This is a genomic window from Extibacter muris, from assembly GCF_004345005.1.
GTDB lineage: Bacteria > Bacillota > Clostridia > Lachnospirales > Lachnospiraceae > Extibacter > Extibacter muris.
The window spans coordinates 25627-41916 of the sequence record NZ_SMMX01000017.1 but is presented as its reverse complement, the minus strand read 5'-3'; the positions used below and the strand labels follow the sequence as shown (position 1 = coordinate 41916).

General features: G+C 50.4%; 16 protein-coding genes. 14 read left to right on the top strand and 2 right to left on the bottom strand.

The features are described from left to right. Positions 1–73: 73 nt before the first annotated feature. The 5 genes from E1963_RS15890 to E1963_RS15870 are packed head-to-tail and all read left to right on the top strand — an operon-like array spanning position 74 to position 5902. The gene (locus tag E1963_RS15890) at positions 74–1603 is read left to right on the top strand and encodes an FGGY-family carbohydrate kinase (protein ID WP_132280064.1); all 1530 of its coding nucleotides are present in this window, start codon (positions 74–76) and stop codon (positions 1601–1603) included. 3 nt (positions 1604–1606) lie between these two features. Next, entirely contained in the window at positions 1607–2644 is a 1038-nt protein-coding gene (locus E1963_RS15885; protein ID WP_132280061.1) for a 2-hydroxyacid dehydrogenase, read from the top strand. Between the two features lie 18 nt (positions 2645–2662). After that, the gene (locus E1963_RS15880; RefSeq protein WP_132280058.1) at positions 2663–3316 is read left to right on the top strand and encodes a class II aldolase/adducin family protein; all 654 of its coding nucleotides are present in this window, start codon (positions 2663–2665) and stop codon (positions 3314–3316) included. Positions 3317–3330: 14 nt separating this feature from the next. Then, entirely contained in the window at positions 3331–4383 is a 1053-nt protein-coding gene (locus E1963_RS15875) for a 2-hydroxyacid dehydrogenase (protein ID WP_132280055.1), read from the top strand. A 16-nt stretch (positions 4384–4399) separates the two neighbouring features. Then, positions 4400–5902: a xylulokinase gene (locus E1963_RS15870; protein WP_132280052.1), complete on the top strand. Its 1503-nt coding sequence runs from the start codon at positions 4400–4402 to the stop codon at positions 5900–5902. Between the two features lie 56 nt (positions 5903–5958). Here E1963_RS15870 and E1963_RS15865 read toward each other — a convergent pair whose 3' ends face one another. Next, the gene (locus E1963_RS15865; RefSeq protein WP_132280049.1) at positions 5959–6210 is read right to left on the bottom strand and encodes a helix-turn-helix domain-containing protein; all 252 of its coding nucleotides are present in this window, start codon (positions 6208–6210) and stop codon (positions 5959–5961) included. 356 nt (positions 6211–6566) lie between these two features. Between E1963_RS15865 and E1963_RS15860 the strand changes: the two genes are divergently transcribed. From E1963_RS15860 to iadA, 5 genes are read left to right on the top strand one after another with little or no spacing between them, the layout of a single operon-like run. Next, positions 6567–7289 (top strand): ABC transporter ATP-binding protein, encoded by a 723-nt coding sequence (locus E1963_RS15860; protein WP_167482226.1) that lies wholly within the window; start codon positions 6567–6569, stop codon positions 7287–7289. Beyond that, entirely contained in the window at positions 7286–7765 is a 480-nt protein-coding gene (locus E1963_RS15855; protein WP_243117767.1) for an ABC transporter permease, read from the top strand. The genes E1963_RS15860 and E1963_RS15855 overlap by 4 nt, the downstream gene beginning before the upstream one ends. Positions 7766–7799: 34 nt before the next feature. Next, positions 7800–7946 (top strand): hypothetical protein, encoded by a 147-nt coding sequence (locus E1963_RS20785; protein ID WP_243117766.1) that lies wholly within the window; start codon positions 7800–7802, stop codon positions 7944–7946. Between the two features lie 33 nt (positions 7947–7979). Continuing rightward, the gene (locus E1963_RS15850; protein WP_132280047.1) at positions 7980–8618 is read left to right on the top strand and encodes a MerR family transcriptional regulator; all 639 of its coding nucleotides are present in this window, start codon (positions 7980–7982) and stop codon (positions 8616–8618) included. A gap of 17 nt (positions 8619–8635) precedes the next feature. Beyond that, positions 8636–9862 carry a beta-aspartyl-peptidase gene (iadA, locus tag E1963_RS15845; protein WP_330570864.1) on the top strand — a complete coding sequence of 409 codons (1227 nt, stop codon included), beginning with the start codon at positions 8636–8638 and terminating at the stop codon, positions 9860–9862. A 68-nt stretch (positions 9863–9930) separates the two neighbouring features. Here the strand turns inward: iadA and E1963_RS15840 are convergent, their stop codons facing one another. After that, complete coding sequence (locus tag E1963_RS15840; RefSeq protein ID WP_132280041.1) at positions 9931–11127, bottom strand: cupin domain-containing protein; 1197 nt, start codon at positions 11125–11127, stop codon at positions 9931–9933. A gap of 271 nt (positions 11128–11398) precedes the next feature. On the opposite strand from E1963_RS15840, the gene E1963_RS15835 reads away from it, so the two are divergent. The 4 genes from E1963_RS15835 (at position 11399) to E1963_RS15820 (ending at position 16290) form a co-directional block, all read left to right on the top strand. After that, positions 11399–12274 (top strand): ketose-bisphosphate aldolase, encoded by an 876-nt coding sequence (locus tag E1963_RS15835; protein WP_132280038.1) that lies wholly within the window; start codon positions 11399–11401, stop codon positions 12272–12274. Between the two features lie 55 nt (positions 12275–12329). Next, a complete protein-coding gene (locus E1963_RS15830; protein WP_132280035.1) occupies positions 12330–13193 on the top strand; it encodes a MurR/RpiR family transcriptional regulator in 864 nt (287 codons plus the stop codon). Between the two features lie 18 nt (positions 13194–13211). Continuing rightward, positions 13212–14528: an ADP-dependent glucokinase/phosphofructokinase gene (locus tag E1963_RS15825; protein ID WP_132280032.1), complete on the top strand. Its 1317-nt coding sequence runs from the start codon at positions 13212–13214 to the stop codon at positions 14526–14528. 232 nt (positions 14529–14760) lie between these two features. Continuing rightward, positions 14761–16290, top strand: coding sequence for a sugar ABC transporter ATP-binding protein (locus E1963_RS15820; protein ID WP_243117765.1), 1530 nt, complete (start codon positions 14761–14763; stop codon positions 16288–16290).

The window sequence follows — 16290 nt, the reverse complement described above, 5'->3', positions numbered from 1 at the left end:
ACATTGTCTTAAGATAACAAGTATGCCAGGAAACAGGAAGATTAGTTCGTGATAGCTTTCGGGAGGCTGTAAGATGAAATATATTCTTGGAATTGATGCCGGGACATCAAATGTAAAGGCTGTCTTATTTGATGAATGCGGCAATGAAGTGTGCGTGTCCAGCATGGAAAGCAGGACAGCCAATGGAACTGCGAACCAGATGGAACAGGATATGGACCTGATATGGGAAAAAGTGAAGCAGTGCGTAAAGGGTGCCATAGAGGAAGGGACAGGCATCCACGATGAAGTAATCGCAGTCGGCGTGACAGGTCAGGGGGAAGGCTGCTGGCTGATCGACAGCGAAGGGAACCCGGTACAGAACGCGATACTGTGGTGCGACGGCAGAGCGGTGGATGAGGTAAAGGCAATTACAGATGACCATCCGGAAATCGGCAGGCGCTATCATACGACTACCGGTACGCCGCCGCTCCTTGGCAATCAGATGATTCTTTTAAAATGGATGAAGAATAACCGGAGAGAGATACTCGATCAGGCGGAACATCTCATATTCTGCAAAGACTGGATACGCTATAAGATGACCGGTGAGATAAGGGCTGAGATTACGGACAGCCTTACTTCCCTGGTAGATGTCAGGAGCGGAGCTATCGCAAAAGAGCTGATGGAAGCATTGGACATATACGAATACAGAAGCTACCTTCCGGAACCGGTCCGGTCTGATCAAGTGGTAGGGGCTGTCCTGGATTCCTTTGCCGACGAAGTGGGGCTGAAAAGGGGTACGCCGGTTATCGCAGGGGCGCTGGATACTTCTGCGACAGCGGTAGGGCTCGGGGCGATCCATGAAAAAGATGTCTGTGTGATTCTCGGCACGACGTGTGCAAGCGAAATAGTTCTGAAAAAAGAGGACTGCCATTTCGGAGCAGAGAATACAAGATATGAAAAGCATCCTCTGGGCAATCTGTACGTGGAGCTGCAGCCTACGCTTAACGGGACGCCGAATATCGACTGGATGCTAGAGAACATAGCGCTTACAAAAGACTTTGATGAAATAGACAGAATCGTAGACAGGACGCCGGTCGGATGCGGCGGCGTCGTGTATCACCCCTACATCAGCGTGGCAGGGGAGCGCGCCCCCTTCTATCACCCGTATGCGAGAGCAAGCTTCTTCGGCATCAGCCAGGTGACTACGAGAGACCATCTGATCCGGGCCGTGTACGAAGGCATCAGCCTTTCCATCCGGGACTGCCTGCAGCACGTAGATAAAAGCGGAACGATATACCTCGCCGGAGGCGGGGCCAAAAGCCCGGTATGGGCCCAGATGATTGCAGACGTGACCGGTATGAAAGTTATGATTCCGGCCGGTGAAGAACTGGGGGCAAAAGGCGTGGCGCTTATGGCCGGCGTAAGCCAGGGACTGTACAGGGACTATGATGATGCCGCAGGAAAAGCCTGTACGTTCAAACATATCTATCTTCCGGATCCGCCGAATGTTGAGAAATACGATTTCTTATATGAACTGTATAGAAAGGTCCGGATACATAATCAGGAAATATGGGACTACAGGCATCAGATGAACAAGAAAATCAAAGCCATCAAGGAGGATTAATATATGAAGATATTTTTTACCGCCGAGTACGATGAAGAGGAACTGAAACCGCTGTATCAGGCCGGGGAGGTCATAAAAGACGGATGGGCGCTTGGCCTTCCTAAGATGCCGGAAGAAGAGCTGATGGAAAAGACAAGAGATGTGGACATGATCATCACCAGCTACGATGACATCACAAGAAACGTAATCGAACATGCAGAAAATCTCAAATTGATCGCCTGCACGAGAGCCACCCCGGTAAATGTGGACATGGCGGCAGCCAGGGAGCGGGAAATCCCCGTCCTTTATACGCCGGGGCGCAACTCCGACTCGACTGCGGAGATGACGATAGGGCTGATGCTGTCGGCTGCGAGGAAGATACCTATGGCTTATAAAGCATTAAAAGATGGGAAATACACAGGGAGCCCGGATGTCAGGAAGGAGACAAAGGATGGCCTGAAAGCCGATGTAATCTGGGATATGAAATTGGATGCCCCATACATGGTGTTCAAAGGGACGCAGCTGAAAGGAAAGACGCTCGGCATCCTGGGCTATGGCAGCATCGGCCGCAGGGTCGGACGCATTGCCAGGGCCTTTGGCATGGAACTTCTGGTGTTCGATCCCTTTGTCGGTGAAGTAGAGATAGAAGAGATAGGGATAAGAAAAGCGGCATCGGTAGAAGAGCTGATGAGAGAATCCGATTTCATTACTTGCCATATGAAAGTGACACCGGAGACGACAGGAATCATCAGCCGGGAACGGATCGCATTGATGAAACCTACCGCGTATTTTATCAATGCATCGAGGGGAGCCATCCTTGACGAGGCGGCCCTCATAGAAGCCCTGAGAGATAGAAGGATTGCAGGAGCTGCATTTGACGTATATGCAAGCGAGCCGATCGCGGGGAACCATCCGTATATTACAGAACTTGACAACGTGGTCGTCACGCCCCATATCGCGGGGGCGACCGACGATGTGCTTGTGAACCATACCAAACAGATCGTATCTGATATAAAGAGGTTCCTCAAAGGAGAACATCTGTTATATCAGTACAGATATTAAGAAGATGGAGGAAGAAAGATGAACAGAGAAAAAGCGAAACTGATGCAGACCGAAGTGTGCAATACGGCCCTGGAGATGTACCACAGCGGGCTCGTAGCCGGCACGTGGGGAAACATATCAGGCAGGGTAGATGACGAGCATATGGTAATCACGCCGTCCGGCATGGATTACGAGCGGCTTGCCGCGGAGGAGATGGTGATCGTCAATATGAAAACACTTGCGTATGAAGGAAGCTTGAAGCCTTCTGTCGAAGCGGTCGTGCACGCCGCTATTTATCTGGACCGGCCGGAAGTAAATGGCATCATGCATACGCATTCTACCTACGCTCTCACGGTAGCCGCGGCCAGAAAGTCCATCCCGCCTATCTGCGACGACCAGGTTCAGATCCTGGGAGGCGATGTGCGTCTTGCCGCATATACGATGCCGGGGACAAAGGAGATGGCAGAAGCCGTAGTCGGGGCATTAAAATGCAGGGCAGGAGCCCTGATCGCCAATCATGGAGCCATTACGGTAGGGAGGACGCTTCCGGAGGCATACGTCGGTTCCCAGGTGCTGGAAAAGGCGGCCATGGTATATATCAACAGCCAGAGCATCGGTGGCGGCGTGGAAATATCCCAGGAAGATATTGACTTTTTCCACGATTTCTTTTTAAACAAGTACGGGCAGAGATGAGAGGGGAAAGTGGTATGAAAACGCTGATTACGGCTAGGTTTGACAAGAAATATACCGAATTGCTGGAAACGGTCACTAAGGATTATGCATTTGCCGGCTATGGCGTGACGGGAGAGAAGATGCCGGAGTCCGAACTGAAAGAAAAGATAAAGGGGATAGAGCTCCTCATCACAGAATTTGAGGATATAACGGATGAAGTGATCGAAGCGGCTGACCGATTGAAAATTATCGTGTGCTGCCGTAACGAAGCCTTTGCGAGCATAGACATCGAGGCTGCCACGAAAAAGAAGATTCCTGTGCTGCGGGCAGGAGGACGTAATGCCATAGCGGTGGCAGAGCACACCATTGCGCTTCTCATGTGCATATCTAAAAATATAAGCCTTACAGACCATCTGTTAAAATATACGGATGAGCTGACAGGAGTATCCTACAAAGACGGCAGCGGCAGGCGCGCCGAGACGATGTCCGAGTGGTCCATGGATCCGGATGCGCCGTTCGCCCTCTACGGAGGAGGGCCGGAGATGTACCAGAAGACGTTCGGACAGGTGGGCTTTGGCATGATAGGGAGGGAGGTGGCCGGACGTGCAAGGGCGCTCGGCATGGAACTCCTCATATATGACCCATATGTAAGCCAGAAGGATATGGATTATCTGGGAGCAAAAAAGGCGGATCTTGATACGGTGATGAAAGATTCGGATTTTATCAGTGTCAACTGTAATGTCGTCCCTGAAACAGAAGGTCTTATCAGCAGAGAAAAAATCGCGCTTATGAAACCGACTGCTTACTTTGTGAATACGGCAAGAGCCAAAGTGCTCGATTACGATGCCTTATACGACGCTTTGAAAGAAAACAGGATCGCGGGGGCGGGGCTGGACGTATATCCGGTTGAGCCGATTCCCTCAGGTGACAAGTTCCTTGGCCTGAAAAATGTAGTGCTGACCCCTCATCTGGCAGGATCCGCGAGGGACATCGTAGGACACCAGACAGATATTACGTTACATGATGTGAAGAAGCTGCTTGCTGGAGAACCTCCCCGGTTTATCTGTAATCCGGAGGTGCTCTCCTAGAATGGAGGGATAAAAAGTGCGGTATTCCATAGGGATAGATATTGGGACGACAACGGTCAAATGTATCTTGTTCAGAGAAGGCCCTCAGGTGGCCGCGGAGGCGGGAAAAGAATATGAAACGCTTCTGCCGGAGCCTTCCTGGGTACAGCAGAATCCTGAGAACTGGTGGGATGCGGCCGTACAGTGCATTCGTATGGTACTGGCAAAAAGCTGGGTCAATCCGGAAGATATCAAGGTCATATCGGTAAGCAGCCAGGCGCCTGCCGTACTTCCGGTGGACAAGGACGGAAGGCCGCTGCATGATGCGCTGATCTGGATGGACAGGAGAAGCAAGGAAGAGTACGAGATTATAAAGGAAGAAGTAGGGGAGGATAAGATATTCGATATTACCGGGAACCGCCTCGACACCTATTTTACTTTGACAGAACTCATGTGGTTTCTTCGCCACAAGCCGGAAGTCATGGATAAGTGCCACAAGGTGCTCCAGGTAAACGGATATATCAATTATAAGCTGACCGGAACGTTTTCTATAGACGACACGCATGCTTCGCTGACCCAGATATACGATATACGTCATAACTGCTGGAGCGATGAGCTGTTAAATGCAATCGGCGCGGAAGCCTCTCTGATGCCGGATGTGTACCGGTGCTGTGAACCGATAGGTACCGTATCGGCAGAAGCGGCGGCGCTCACAGGACTTTCTGTCAAGACAGCGGTACTGGCCGGGGCCGTGGATGCCACGGCGGCAGGTCTGGAAGCAGGGGTATATGAAGGGGGCAGGATAGCGGAGATGAGCGGTACGAGCTCTGTCGTACTGATCGGATTTGATAAGCTGGTTACGGCGCGGGAACTGTCATACCTGAAAGGAAGGGGAGAGAACAGCACTATCCTCTATGGGGCGATGAATACGGCAGGCGGGTCTCTTAAGTGGTTCAGGGACGCGCTGTATGGCGGAGAGACCATCAGGAAAGATTCCTATCAGCGGATCAACAGAGAGATAGAAAAGATGGCCAAATATCCGTCAAAGATAATATTCCTCCCTTATATGGCCGGGGAGAGGGCCCCTATCTGGGATCCGGACGCGAGAGGTACCTTCATAGGGCTGAACCTGAATACGAACCGGGCGGAGATGGTGCGCTCTATTATGGAAGGAACTTGCTTTGCGCTGAAGGACAATCTGGACCAGGCGGTTAAAATCGGAATTCCAATCCACGATATCATCTGCTGCGGCGGCTGCAGCAAGAGCGACATCTGGCTGAAAATCAAGGCCTCTGTGATTGATAAGGAAATCAAGCTGCCGGAAGTAAACCTGGGTGCGCCCGGAGGACTGTCCTACATGAATGCCGCCTTTATGGGAGAATACGAAAGCCCGGAAGAGGCATCGGCTGCCAGCCTTAAGATAAAACGTACGGTGGAACCGGTAAAAGAATGGGTAGAGCCTTACCGGGAGATGTATCACATATATGTGGAATCGTACAAGGCATTGAAGGATGAGTTTAAGGCACTTGTAAAGATATGATTGACAAAAGCCCATAGGATAAGGCGTGTCCTATGGGCTTTTACCTATGCTGCATGTTACTCCCCGCTGAGCAGTTCATCGGCAGTCGTATTCAGAATCTGGGCAAACGCTTTGAGCTCTATATCTGTCACAAATCTTTTTCCGCATTCAATTCTTTGTATCGCGTTCTTATCTAAATCGATTCCTTTCAGCTGCAGCTTATCTGCAAACGCCCGCTGCGATACTTTGGGGGTCAGCTGCTTTCTAAGTATGCTGAGCTTATTGCCGCATAAGTTATTTTTCCCGCTCGTAGTTTTATTTTTATACATTGAGAAGCCCTCCGTCATAGGTGGTGTTGAACAAAATGACATTCACTACTTGTCATTATTTTTAGTTTATGTTAAAATAAATGAAAATATGACATCTTGTAGATGTCAGAATTAAACTATTGTAGAATGATGGGAGCGGACATTATGTATATTTTAAATGAATGCTGCATGCTTGTTGGGATAGTGCCCTTGCTTCTGGGGCTTATCATTACAATTTGTATTGCTATAGTGGAAATCTGCATGTCTTTGAAGAGATGACCGATAACCGGCTGGCCGGGTTATCGGTTTTTTTGAAATAGCACTTGACCCTGACCTTGGAGGAGACTGTAGGATATCTTTGTAAGGAGGGAAAAATGGTGGAATCATGTATGAAGGTAAAGAATCTTACGAAGAGATTTGGGAAGAAAGTCGTGGTGGATAAGCTGTCGTTTCAGGTGTACAGGCAGGAAGTGTTCGGCCTGCTCGGTCCTAACGGGGCCGGCAAGAGCACGACAATTGAGACTGCTCTCGGGCTAAAAAAAGCAGACGGCGGCACAGCTGAAATCGTAGGGATGAATCCTGCGGCAAAGAGGAAGAAGATATTTGAGCGTGTCGGCGTACAGCTCCAGTCATCTAATTTTCAAAACAATATACGGGTGGAGGAGATATGCGAAGAGCTGTCCGCGCTCTATGAGTCTCCGGCGGACTACCGGGAACTGCTGCGACAGTTTAGGCTTGAGGAATTCATGAGGCAGCCGGTAGAAAAGCTGTCGGGTGGAGAACGCCAGAAGCTGTCCGTCGTCCTTGCACTGCTTCCGGGGCCGGAGCTTGTGTTTCTGGATGAACTTACGACAGGACTTGACACGGCGGCCCGCAGGGAAGTATGGCAGACGTTGAAAGGATTAAAGGAAAGAGGGATGACGATATTCCTCACCACACATTATATGGAAGAAGCAGAGAGCCTGTGTGACCGTATTATGCTCATAAAGCAGGGAAAAGAGATTATTACAGGGACAGTAGAGGAAGTTGTGGAAAACAGTCCGTACGATAACCTTGAGGATGCATATCTCTGGTATATGGCAGAGGAGGGAAAGAGATGAGACGTTTTTGGACATTGTATAAGATAGAACAGAAACTGGGATTCCGCTGCCCGGACGGCCTGATATTCGGGGTCGCCATGCCTGCCGGCATTCTCGTTCTCATAGCAGTTATCGCAGGGGGGAAGGCAGCGGGCGGGGGGAACTATACATTTCTCCAAAGTGCATTTGCTTCATTGACGGCAGTAGGAATCTGTGCAAGCGCTTTTATGGGAATCCCCCTAAGCATAGCGGATTACCGGGATAAAAAGATTCTGAAGCACTTTTTTGTCACTCCGTGCAGCCCGATGGCGCTGCTGGCGGCTGTAGTCGCCTGTGGGACGGTGACCGCGCTCATTTCTTGTGCGGCAGTATCGGTCATTTCTGTAGCCGTGTTTGGATATAGGATGGAGGGAAAGCTATTGCTGTTTGCAGGTGCATATCTGCTCGTCATGGCGGCCATGTACAGCATCGGCATGCTCATAGCAGGACTGTTTTGAGCTGTTTCCGGAAAAGCTCCAGAAAGCGGCATCCATGCTTCCTCTGACGCAGGGGATCAAGCTGATGAAAGAGATATCCATGGGCGGGCCGTTGGAAGATACTGCCGGAATCGTGGCGCTGCTTGCGGCCATTACTATTATCTGCTGCTGTATTACAAAATGTACGTTCCGATGGGAATGATCTGGAGTATAATAATGAATTGGGAGGCGTGATATGAAAAAGGAACATTACTGTGAAAATAAGCCGGGAGATAAGCTATACAAGATTGGAATGTTCGCAGCCATGAACCATGTGACGATAAAAGCATTGAGATATTATGACGAACAAGGCCTGCTCAAGCCTGTCTATGTAGATGCTGATTCGGGATACCGCTATTACACGGCAGGGCAGCTGCCGGAGGTAATCATAGCCTCCGTAAAGACAACACTCCATGGCTATGAGGATCTGTTTGATGTCATGCCTCCCATGGGACAGGAGATGGAACGTCTCGGATGCATCTGTGCCGAGCCGGAATATTGTTTTACGATATACCATGACGGCGGGTACAGGGAAGAGGACATCAAAGTCGAAATCTGCCAGGCCGTCACTGAGAAAAGGCAGGATTCTGAGACGGTAAAGTTCAAGGTGATGCCGGCGGTAGAGACCGCCGCATGCATCCTCCACAAAGGCTCTTATGAAGGATTCCCGGAGGCTTATGCACAGGTGCTCCGATTCGTGGAGAACAATGGGTATGAGATATGTGGAAATCCGAGGGAATCGTATATCGACGGCGTATGGAACAAGGAATCGGAAGAGGAATGGCTGTCGGAGATTCAGTTTCCGGTAAAGAGGACAAGTGTGGAGCGGCTGTAAAAAAATAAAGATTAACAGTGTATCGAATTGACAAATGCGGGGAAATCATGCAATATGGATTTGAGAAAGTACCCTTCCGGGAGATTGGAGTATGCGACATGCTGTTAATAAAAAATGCCGAAGTCTATGCGCCGGCCAGTATTGGAAAAAAAGATATTCTTATATGTAATGAAAAGATAGAGCTGATAGAAGACAAAATAGAAGGGCTGCCTGGAAACTGCCGGGTGATGGATGGAGAAGGGCTTCTCCTCGCCCCGGGGATGATCGACCAGCATATACATGTGACCGGGGGAGGCGGAGAAGGCAGCTTCCATACCCGCACCCCGGAACTTGACCTGTCTGAGATGATAAAGGGAGGGATTACCACGGCAGTCGGCCTTCTCGGTACCGATGGCATAACGAGAAGCGTGGAGAACCTATATGCAAAGACGGCAGCGCTGAATGAGGAAGGGGTTACCGCATATATGCTCACCGGCGCGTACGGATATCCGGGGCCATCCATAACCGGCGAGCCTGACAGAGATATCATGTTCGTCAAAGAGGTGCTTGGAATGAAGCTTGCGCTGTCCGACCACCGGGCGCCGAACGTGACCCCGGAACAGCTGATGCAGATTTCGAGCCGGGTCAGAGTGGCCGGCATGCTGAGTGGGAAACCGGGAGTGGTCGTACTGCATATGGGTGATGCGCCGGAAGGGCTGGAACCGGTCTATGAAGCCCTTGAATATAGCACGCTTCCTATCCGTATCTTTCGTCCGACCCATGTGAACCGCAACAAAGCGCTTCTTGAAGCCGGATACGGGTTCCTTGAAAAAGGCGGCTATGTAGACTATACATGCGGTATGAAGGGACAGCCTTCACCGGGGCAATGTATCGCAGAGGCGGCGAGAAGAGGGCTTCCGCTTGCACATATAACTATCAGCTCTGACGGTCACGGCAGCTGGTCAAGCTACGATGAGGACGGGACCCTTCTGGATATCGGCGTCTCCGGGGTGGACAGCCTGTACAGGGAGCTGCAGCTTATGGTCAAGGACCTGGGGATGAACCTCGAAGATGCCCTCGGATATGTGACCTCCCATGTGGCTGAAGCGCTCGACCTGTACCCGGAGAAAGGCTGCATAAAAGAAGGGGCGGATGCGGATATGCTGCTTTTCACAGAACAGCTGGATCTTCACACGGTGATAGCGCGAGGCGCGGTCATGATGGAAGGCGGGGTTCTGAAAAGGAAGGGCACATATGAACGTTAGAATTATGTGCCGATATCGCAGCACGGCCCCCCCCCCCCCGCCTTCCCGGAGGCTGCATTACGGAACGGCTAAACGGCTGCCGGTACTTCAGGATTGTTATTGGCAAAGTTCTGCAGTATCACGAGCGGCTGGTATGAGCTTGCATTTACGATATCGACGCCCTTCTTTGCGGCAGCCTCAGATATGAAGTATTCATCTCCTGTGACATCTCCGTAGCGGATAAGTTCCGGAGCCTCGCACTCGAACACGCCGAACGACCCATGGCCCTGGACGATGACAGCGCAGTAGCATGCCTGGTCGGTCAGGGTATAACTCTGCCCCGGCAGGACGGTCACTTCTTTGGCGGCGACCCAGTCGTTGGCGTAGGCGATCCATCTCTCTGACGCCGCAGGCGTTTCGGATTTTAACCTTGGTGCCCGGAAATACGTCTCTTTATAGTCGGGCCTTGTGCTTTCTTCCCAGTCGATCTGATTGAAAATAGCATCCAGGTCATCTTTTTCCTCTTCCGGTGCACAGTCTGTCAGGAGATGATGAGGGTTGACTTCTCCCATCGTAACATTTTCCATGATCGTATTCACGTCACTGTTCCACTGCGGTTCAAAAGTAACGACGGATGCGGGAGCGTGGATTACGCCTGCAGGCGTATACCACCCGGTCCCGAGCTGGATGCGGTAAGCGCGGGAAAGCTCTGTAATCCTGTTGTCTTTTGTGTCAAAATTTACCAGACATTCCATGACCTCCTCCTTTGTGGTGGAGGGGTCAAAGCCGAAATACGTAAGAGGAAAACGTCCGAGATAGCTGCAGTTATACTGGGGCGGGAAATAATAAGCCTCAGGCTTGCCGTGCATGCCTATCCTGGCGGCTTTTTCCTCTGTCAGATGCAGATGGTGGAACAGCGGCTTGTCATAGTCATAGAGCTTGGCAAATGTCGGCCACGTACCATACATGGTCATAAGGGCGTCACCAATCAGGTCGCTCCCGAGTTCATCGACATAGTCTTTGAAAAGGCGGACGGATCTTGTGGCGGGATCCTCCAGTACAAAGCTCATCCCTTCCGTTTCACCGGTCTTGGGGCCGTTCAGTGCCCTTGCCAGAGAGCCGAGCCATCGTTCGCATATGCCGCCGCGGTCCATGCCAAGGGCATAGTAGTCATCGGGGTGCAGCCGGAGCCTCCTGCCCGGTTCGTTGAAATTGCGTGGTACCCAGGACGGCATCAGGTGAAGGATGCCCTCCCCCTGTTCCAATACCTTTCTTACATTGCTCATAATGATCTCCTCCTTCAAATATTTATTTGGCATAGGTATCTAGTACCGATGTAAAAGAAAATAAATTTCATATAAAAGTATGAAATATAGCTTTTGAATTATAATAGCACAAAAAACTTAAAATTAAAATACAAAATAATAGGCAAATTGACTGATTCATAAAAAAATATTTCATGTGATTGTTGACAATGTTTTTTCTGTAAGATAAGATAATCGTACAGACAATAAAACCTTCACAAAACAGAAGGTGTACGCACAAGGAGGAAGTAATATGTTGCTGAACATGAAAGATCTGCTGGTGGTAGCTAACAGAGAAAACTTTGCCGTGCCGGCTTTTAATATTGGTACGGGACAGATATTGAACGGTGTTATGGATAAGTGCGAAGAGCTGAAGGCGCCTGTCATCCTTGCCATCCATCCGAGTGAGCTGGATTTCCAGGGGGACAGCTTTCTGAAGATGTGTATCGACAGGGCCGCCGGCTCGCCCGTTCCGGTCTGCATCCATCTGGACCACAGCGGATGGGGACCGATCGTCAGGGCTGTCAGGGCCGGTTTTACTTCTGTAATGATAGACGCCTCTTCTCTGCCGTTTGAAGAGAATGTTGCCATTACGAAGAAGGTGTGCGACCTGGCGCATCCGCTTGGAATATCTGTAGAAGGAGAGCTTGGGACTATCGGCACCACGGACGGGGATACCGAAGGCGGCACGGAGGATATCATCTATACGAAGCCGGAGGATGCGGTGCGCTTCGTGGAAGAGACGGGATGCGACACGCTTGCGGTTGCCATAGGAACGGCCCACGGGATATATCCTGCAGGGATGAAGCCGGAGCTCAGGCAGGAACTGCTGAGCGATATAAAAAGCAGGGTAACGGTACCCCTTGTGCTTCATGGAGGCTCGGGAAACGAGGACTCCGAGATTGCAGAGGCGGTCCGGCGGGGGATTAATAAGATCAATATATCTTCCGACATTAAGGATGCGTTCTACCAGGAACTGAGAGAGACGCTGAAAGACCAGAAGATCCGTGAGCCGTTTGAACTTTATCCGGCAAGCGTCACGGCCATGAATAAAGTGATCGAGCACAAAGTAAGGCTGTTTAACGACGACGATAAAGTCAAATATTACTCATTGAATGAAATGCTGTAATGCTTTATGATGAAAGAAAAGAATCATAGATTCGGAAGTAGGACGGTGTTTTATTATGGATAAACGTGGGAATTCTGTACTGGAAAATATCAAAGCCAATTATGAAAAATTATTTTCAGCAGAAAAGAAAGCTGCCGCATACATACTGGCAAATCCGGAACAGGCTATCATGATGAATATATCTGAACTGGCCAGGAAGAGCGGAAGCAGCGAAGCTACGGTAGTACGCATGTGCAAGCATGTGGGCTATCAGGGGTACTACCAGATGCGGCTGCTGATGTCCCATGATCTGGGGAAGGCAAGACCCACGTACGATGAGAATGAGATGTTAAGTTCTGCAAGAAGAATCTTTGAGTCCAGTGCCGCGAGGGTAGCAGCACTGGAGGAGGCTATCGATCTTGAGCTGCTGGTTAAGGCAGTACGGCTGCTGCGTTTGAGCCGGATGGTATTTGTCGTCGCCGCGGGAAATACGAGCCCCATCGCGACAGACCTGGGGTTCCGCCTGGAACGGTGCGGGATTCCCTGCTCGTATTCTATGATTCCGGAACATTTCCTGAACCATGTCAGCCTTGGAACGAGTGATGATACGATTGTCGCTATCTCCAGGTCCGGCGCTTCCAAGCAGGTCGTACAGGCTATGGAGCTGGCCAGGAAAAAGCAGATGCACAGCATCGTGATCACAGGAGAGAAGGATACGCAGCTGGCGGAGTACGCGGATTGTGTGATACAGATTGTGGATAAGAAAAAGCAGGCCCTTGACACGGAGCCGGATTCCCATCTTCTGGAGATGGCAGTGAGCGACGCGCTTCTCTATATCAACCGTCATTTTGATGCCTTGACCCAAAACGCTAAGGACGATAAAAAAGAGGCAGGCTACGGCGACGACGTAGAATTGCTGCTGAGTGAATATAAGCTGTAAAAGAAGCGGAGGATACAGATGGCTTACATAGATAAATACAGGAACTACCTTGAGTCGGTGCCGGATGTCATCGAACGGTGCCGTGCGACCGGAAAAAGGCCGGTGCTGGCCTATACGAGCAATCTGGACGCCATAGTAGAATGGGACGTGGAAAGCTTTAACAGGCTGCTTGCACGGTATCTGGAGGAAGAACCGTGCTGTGAGGAAGGAGAGGCCATTGGAAGCATGCAGGATTTTGCAAAGATCGTGAGCTACTATGCAGTGAACGGACTCGGGGGAGAGGTAGAGATAACATCCGGCGGGGTTATCGAGAGGCTGAAGGACTATTTTGACATATATTACGGACTGGGAGGAACATGTGCACAGGGAGCCGCAGCGCTTGGAACGTTAGGGGTGCCGGTGCTGATCCACATTACGGACCGGTCGCGGGAAGTGGCTGCATGGCTGGATGACAAAGGGATAGAGTCTGTGAAAGGACACAGAAGTGTTCCGATAAAGGAGTGCGTGACCGGGGAGAAGCCAGTGGTCCACCTGATTATACAATATAACAAAGGGGATGTGATCAGGTGTGGAGACAGGGAATACGAGGTGCCGGTTTCTAACCGCCTGATCATGGGGTATGATAAGGTGCACAAGGTCATGCCGGTAAGACAGGATTTTCTGGAATATCTGGAAGAACATGCCCAGATGATGTGCTCCTATGATATCTCGGGATTCAATGCCATAGTGGAGCCGGAAGTCCTGAAGGAGCGTATCGGACAGCTGGCGAAGCACTACAGGACATTAAGATCAAGGAACCCACAGCTTAAGATATATTTTGAAAGCGCCCACTTTATCAGTGCCGGATGCAGGGATCTGCTGTATGACACGCTTGCCGGATATATGGATATCATGGGAATGAATGAGGAAGAGCTGGTGGATCTGGCAGGAAAAAAGGCCCATCCGGTAGACAAGGATGACATCACATCCGTAATAAAAGGTCTTGATTATATGCTGGAACTGTACCCGGTGAAAGGAATCGTGATGCACAGCAAGGACTATGCGCTGTATTACGGTGAGATGATGGAGGGGGTGGACGTTGAGATGGGGCTTACGCTTGGCAGCCTTATGTCTGGGACACGGGCGCGCATCGGGCGTTATGGTACCATGGATGACTGCAGGGATAGCCTGAAGCTTCCATTGAGCCCCACGGGAACCAGGTTCGCGCAGGCTCTGGATGAGATGGAGCTGCAACACAAGGCTGTGCTTGTACCTTCACGGTATATGGAGAAGCCGAGATATACCATTGGGCTTGGAGATACTTTCGTAGCCGGAATGCAGCTATGTTTTATGTGATAGTTCTTTTTTTTTACCTTTGTGGTAAAAAATAATTTCATAAACAACATACTAATTGTAATTAATAACTAAAAACAAACATTAAAATGTGGGATAATTAACAAAAATTGCAATTATGTGAAATTATATTTCATATTTACATTGACATTTAAGTTTTGGATTGATATGATTTTTTCAGAGACGAAGAAGCTTCCCGTACAGGAGAGACGGAAGTACGTAAGGCGAGAATGAGGTGAGATATTTGGAAGAGAAGGCGAGAGCAGACGAAGCATATGTATTGGAATGCCGCGGCATCTCCAAAGCGTTCGGAGGCACACAGGCACTTAAGGATGTCGATCTGTTTGTGAGGCCTGGAGAGGTACATGCGCTTCTCGGAGAAAACGGTGCCGGCAAGTCTACCCTGATGAAGTGCATTATCGGGCTTCACCAGCAGGATGAGGGAACGATACGGTTTGAAGGCAGGCCATATACCGCCAGAGGGCCGGTGGAGGCGCTGGATGCGGGGATATCTATGATACATCAGGAACTGAATCCGGAGCCCCACCTGACGATAGCAGAAAGCGTTTTCCTCAAAAGGGAGGACACAAGAGGTATCTTTCTGAATAAAAAGGCACAGAACGAGCGGGCGGAGGACATCTTAAAGAAGTTTAACTTTCCACACGGCGCCAAGACTTTGATGAAAGAGCTGACGCTGGCACAGATGCAGATGGTAGAGATCATCAAGGCGGTATCCTGCAATTCCAGGCTGATTATCATGGATGAGCCGACCTCATCCCTGGACAGCGAAGAGACAGAGCATCTGTTCAATACGATACGCGAGCTGAAGGAAAAGGGCGTGGCAATTATCTATATATCCCACAGGATGGAAGAGATATTCAGGATCAGTGACCATGTTTCCGTATTCAGGGACGGTACATATATCGGAGAGCGGCCCATGGAAGGAGTCACCCGCGATGAGCTGATTTCCATGATGGTCGGCCGGAAAGTTGAAAATGTATTTCCTAAGACGGCCTGTGATATCGGAGACGTGGTGTTTAAAGTGGAGAAGCTTTCCGGCAAGGGGTTCGAGGATATCAGCTTTGAGGTGAGGAAAGGGGAGATACTTGGCATCTCGGGCCTGGTAGGCTCGGGACGGAGCGAAACGATGCGGGCCATATTCGGAATGGCCCCTGTTACGGGAGGAAGAATCTTTCTGGAAGGCAGGGAAATCAAGATAAGGAAGCCAATCCAGGCCATCCGGCATGGAATCTGCATGGTCAATGAAGACAGAAAAAACTATGGCCTGGCTCTCCACCGGTCGATACGGGAAAATATGACGCTGCCCACGCTGCCGATGAAACAGAGGGCTCCGATTCTCAACAAGAAGCAGGAAGAGAAAGAATGCCTGGAGATGGGGAAGATGCTGACGCTGAAATCGGCCAGTATCGAACATGATGCATTTTCCTTAAGCGGCGGGAACCAGCAGAAGGTCGTGCTGGCCAAGTGGCTGCTTGCCGACCCGAAAGTACTGATTCTGGATGAGCCTACAAGAGGGGTTGACGTGGGTGCCAAGTCGGAGATCCATTCGCTGATGTGCGAGTTTGCGGCAAGAGGGATGGCTGTCATCATGATATCCTCAGAGCTGCCGGAAGTGATGGGCATGAGCGACCGTATTCTCGTCTATCATGAAGGGAAGATCAACGGAGAGGTCTCCCGGGATGAAATATTGAGCGGCAGCGCGGACCAGGAGACGATTCTGGGAAAGGCGTTCGGCGGAAAATAG

Coding starts and splice junctions, on each gene's coding strand:
- E1963_RS15890 (WP_132280064.1), top strand. CDS start 74: ATGAAATATATTCTTGGAATTGATGCCGGGACATCAAATGTAAAGGCT.
- E1963_RS15885 (WP_132280061.1), top strand. CDS start 1,607: ATGAAGATATTTTTTACCGCCGAGTACGATGAAGAGGAACTGAAACCG.
- E1963_RS15880 (WP_132280058.1), top strand. CDS start 2,663: ATGAACAGAGAAAAAGCGAAACTGATGCAGACCGAAGTGTGCAATACG.
- E1963_RS15875 (WP_132280055.1), top strand. CDS start 3,331: ATGAAAACGCTGATTACGGCTAGGTTTGACAAGAAATATACCGAATTG.
- E1963_RS15865 (WP_132280049.1), bottom strand. CDS start 6,210: ATGTATAAAAATAAAACTACGAGCGGGAAAAATAACTTATGCGGCAAT.
- E1963_RS15855 (WP_243117767.1), top strand. CDS start 7,286: ATGAGACGTTTTTGGACATTGTATAAGATAGAACAGAAACTGGGATTC.
- E1963_RS20785 (WP_243117766.1), top strand. CDS start 7,800: ATGCTTCCTCTGACGCAGGGGATCAAGCTGATGAAAGAGATATCCATG.
- E1963_RS15850 (WP_132280047.1), top strand. CDS start 7,980: ATGAAAAAGGAACATTACTGTGAAAATAAGCCGGGAGATAAGCTATAC.
- E1963_RS15840 (WP_132280041.1), bottom strand. CDS start 11,127: ATGAGCAATGTAAGAAAGGTATTGGAACAGGGGGAGGGCATCCTTCAC.
- E1963_RS15835 (WP_132280038.1), top strand. CDS start 11,399: ATGTTGCTGAACATGAAAGATCTGCTGGTGGTAGCTAACAGAGAAAAC.
- E1963_RS15830 (WP_132280035.1), top strand. CDS start 12,330: ATGGATAAACGTGGGAATTCTGTACTGGAAAATATCAAAGCCAATTAT.
- E1963_RS15825 (WP_132280032.1), top strand. CDS start 13,212: ATGGCTTACATAGATAAATACAGGAACTACCTTGAGTCGGTGCCGGAT.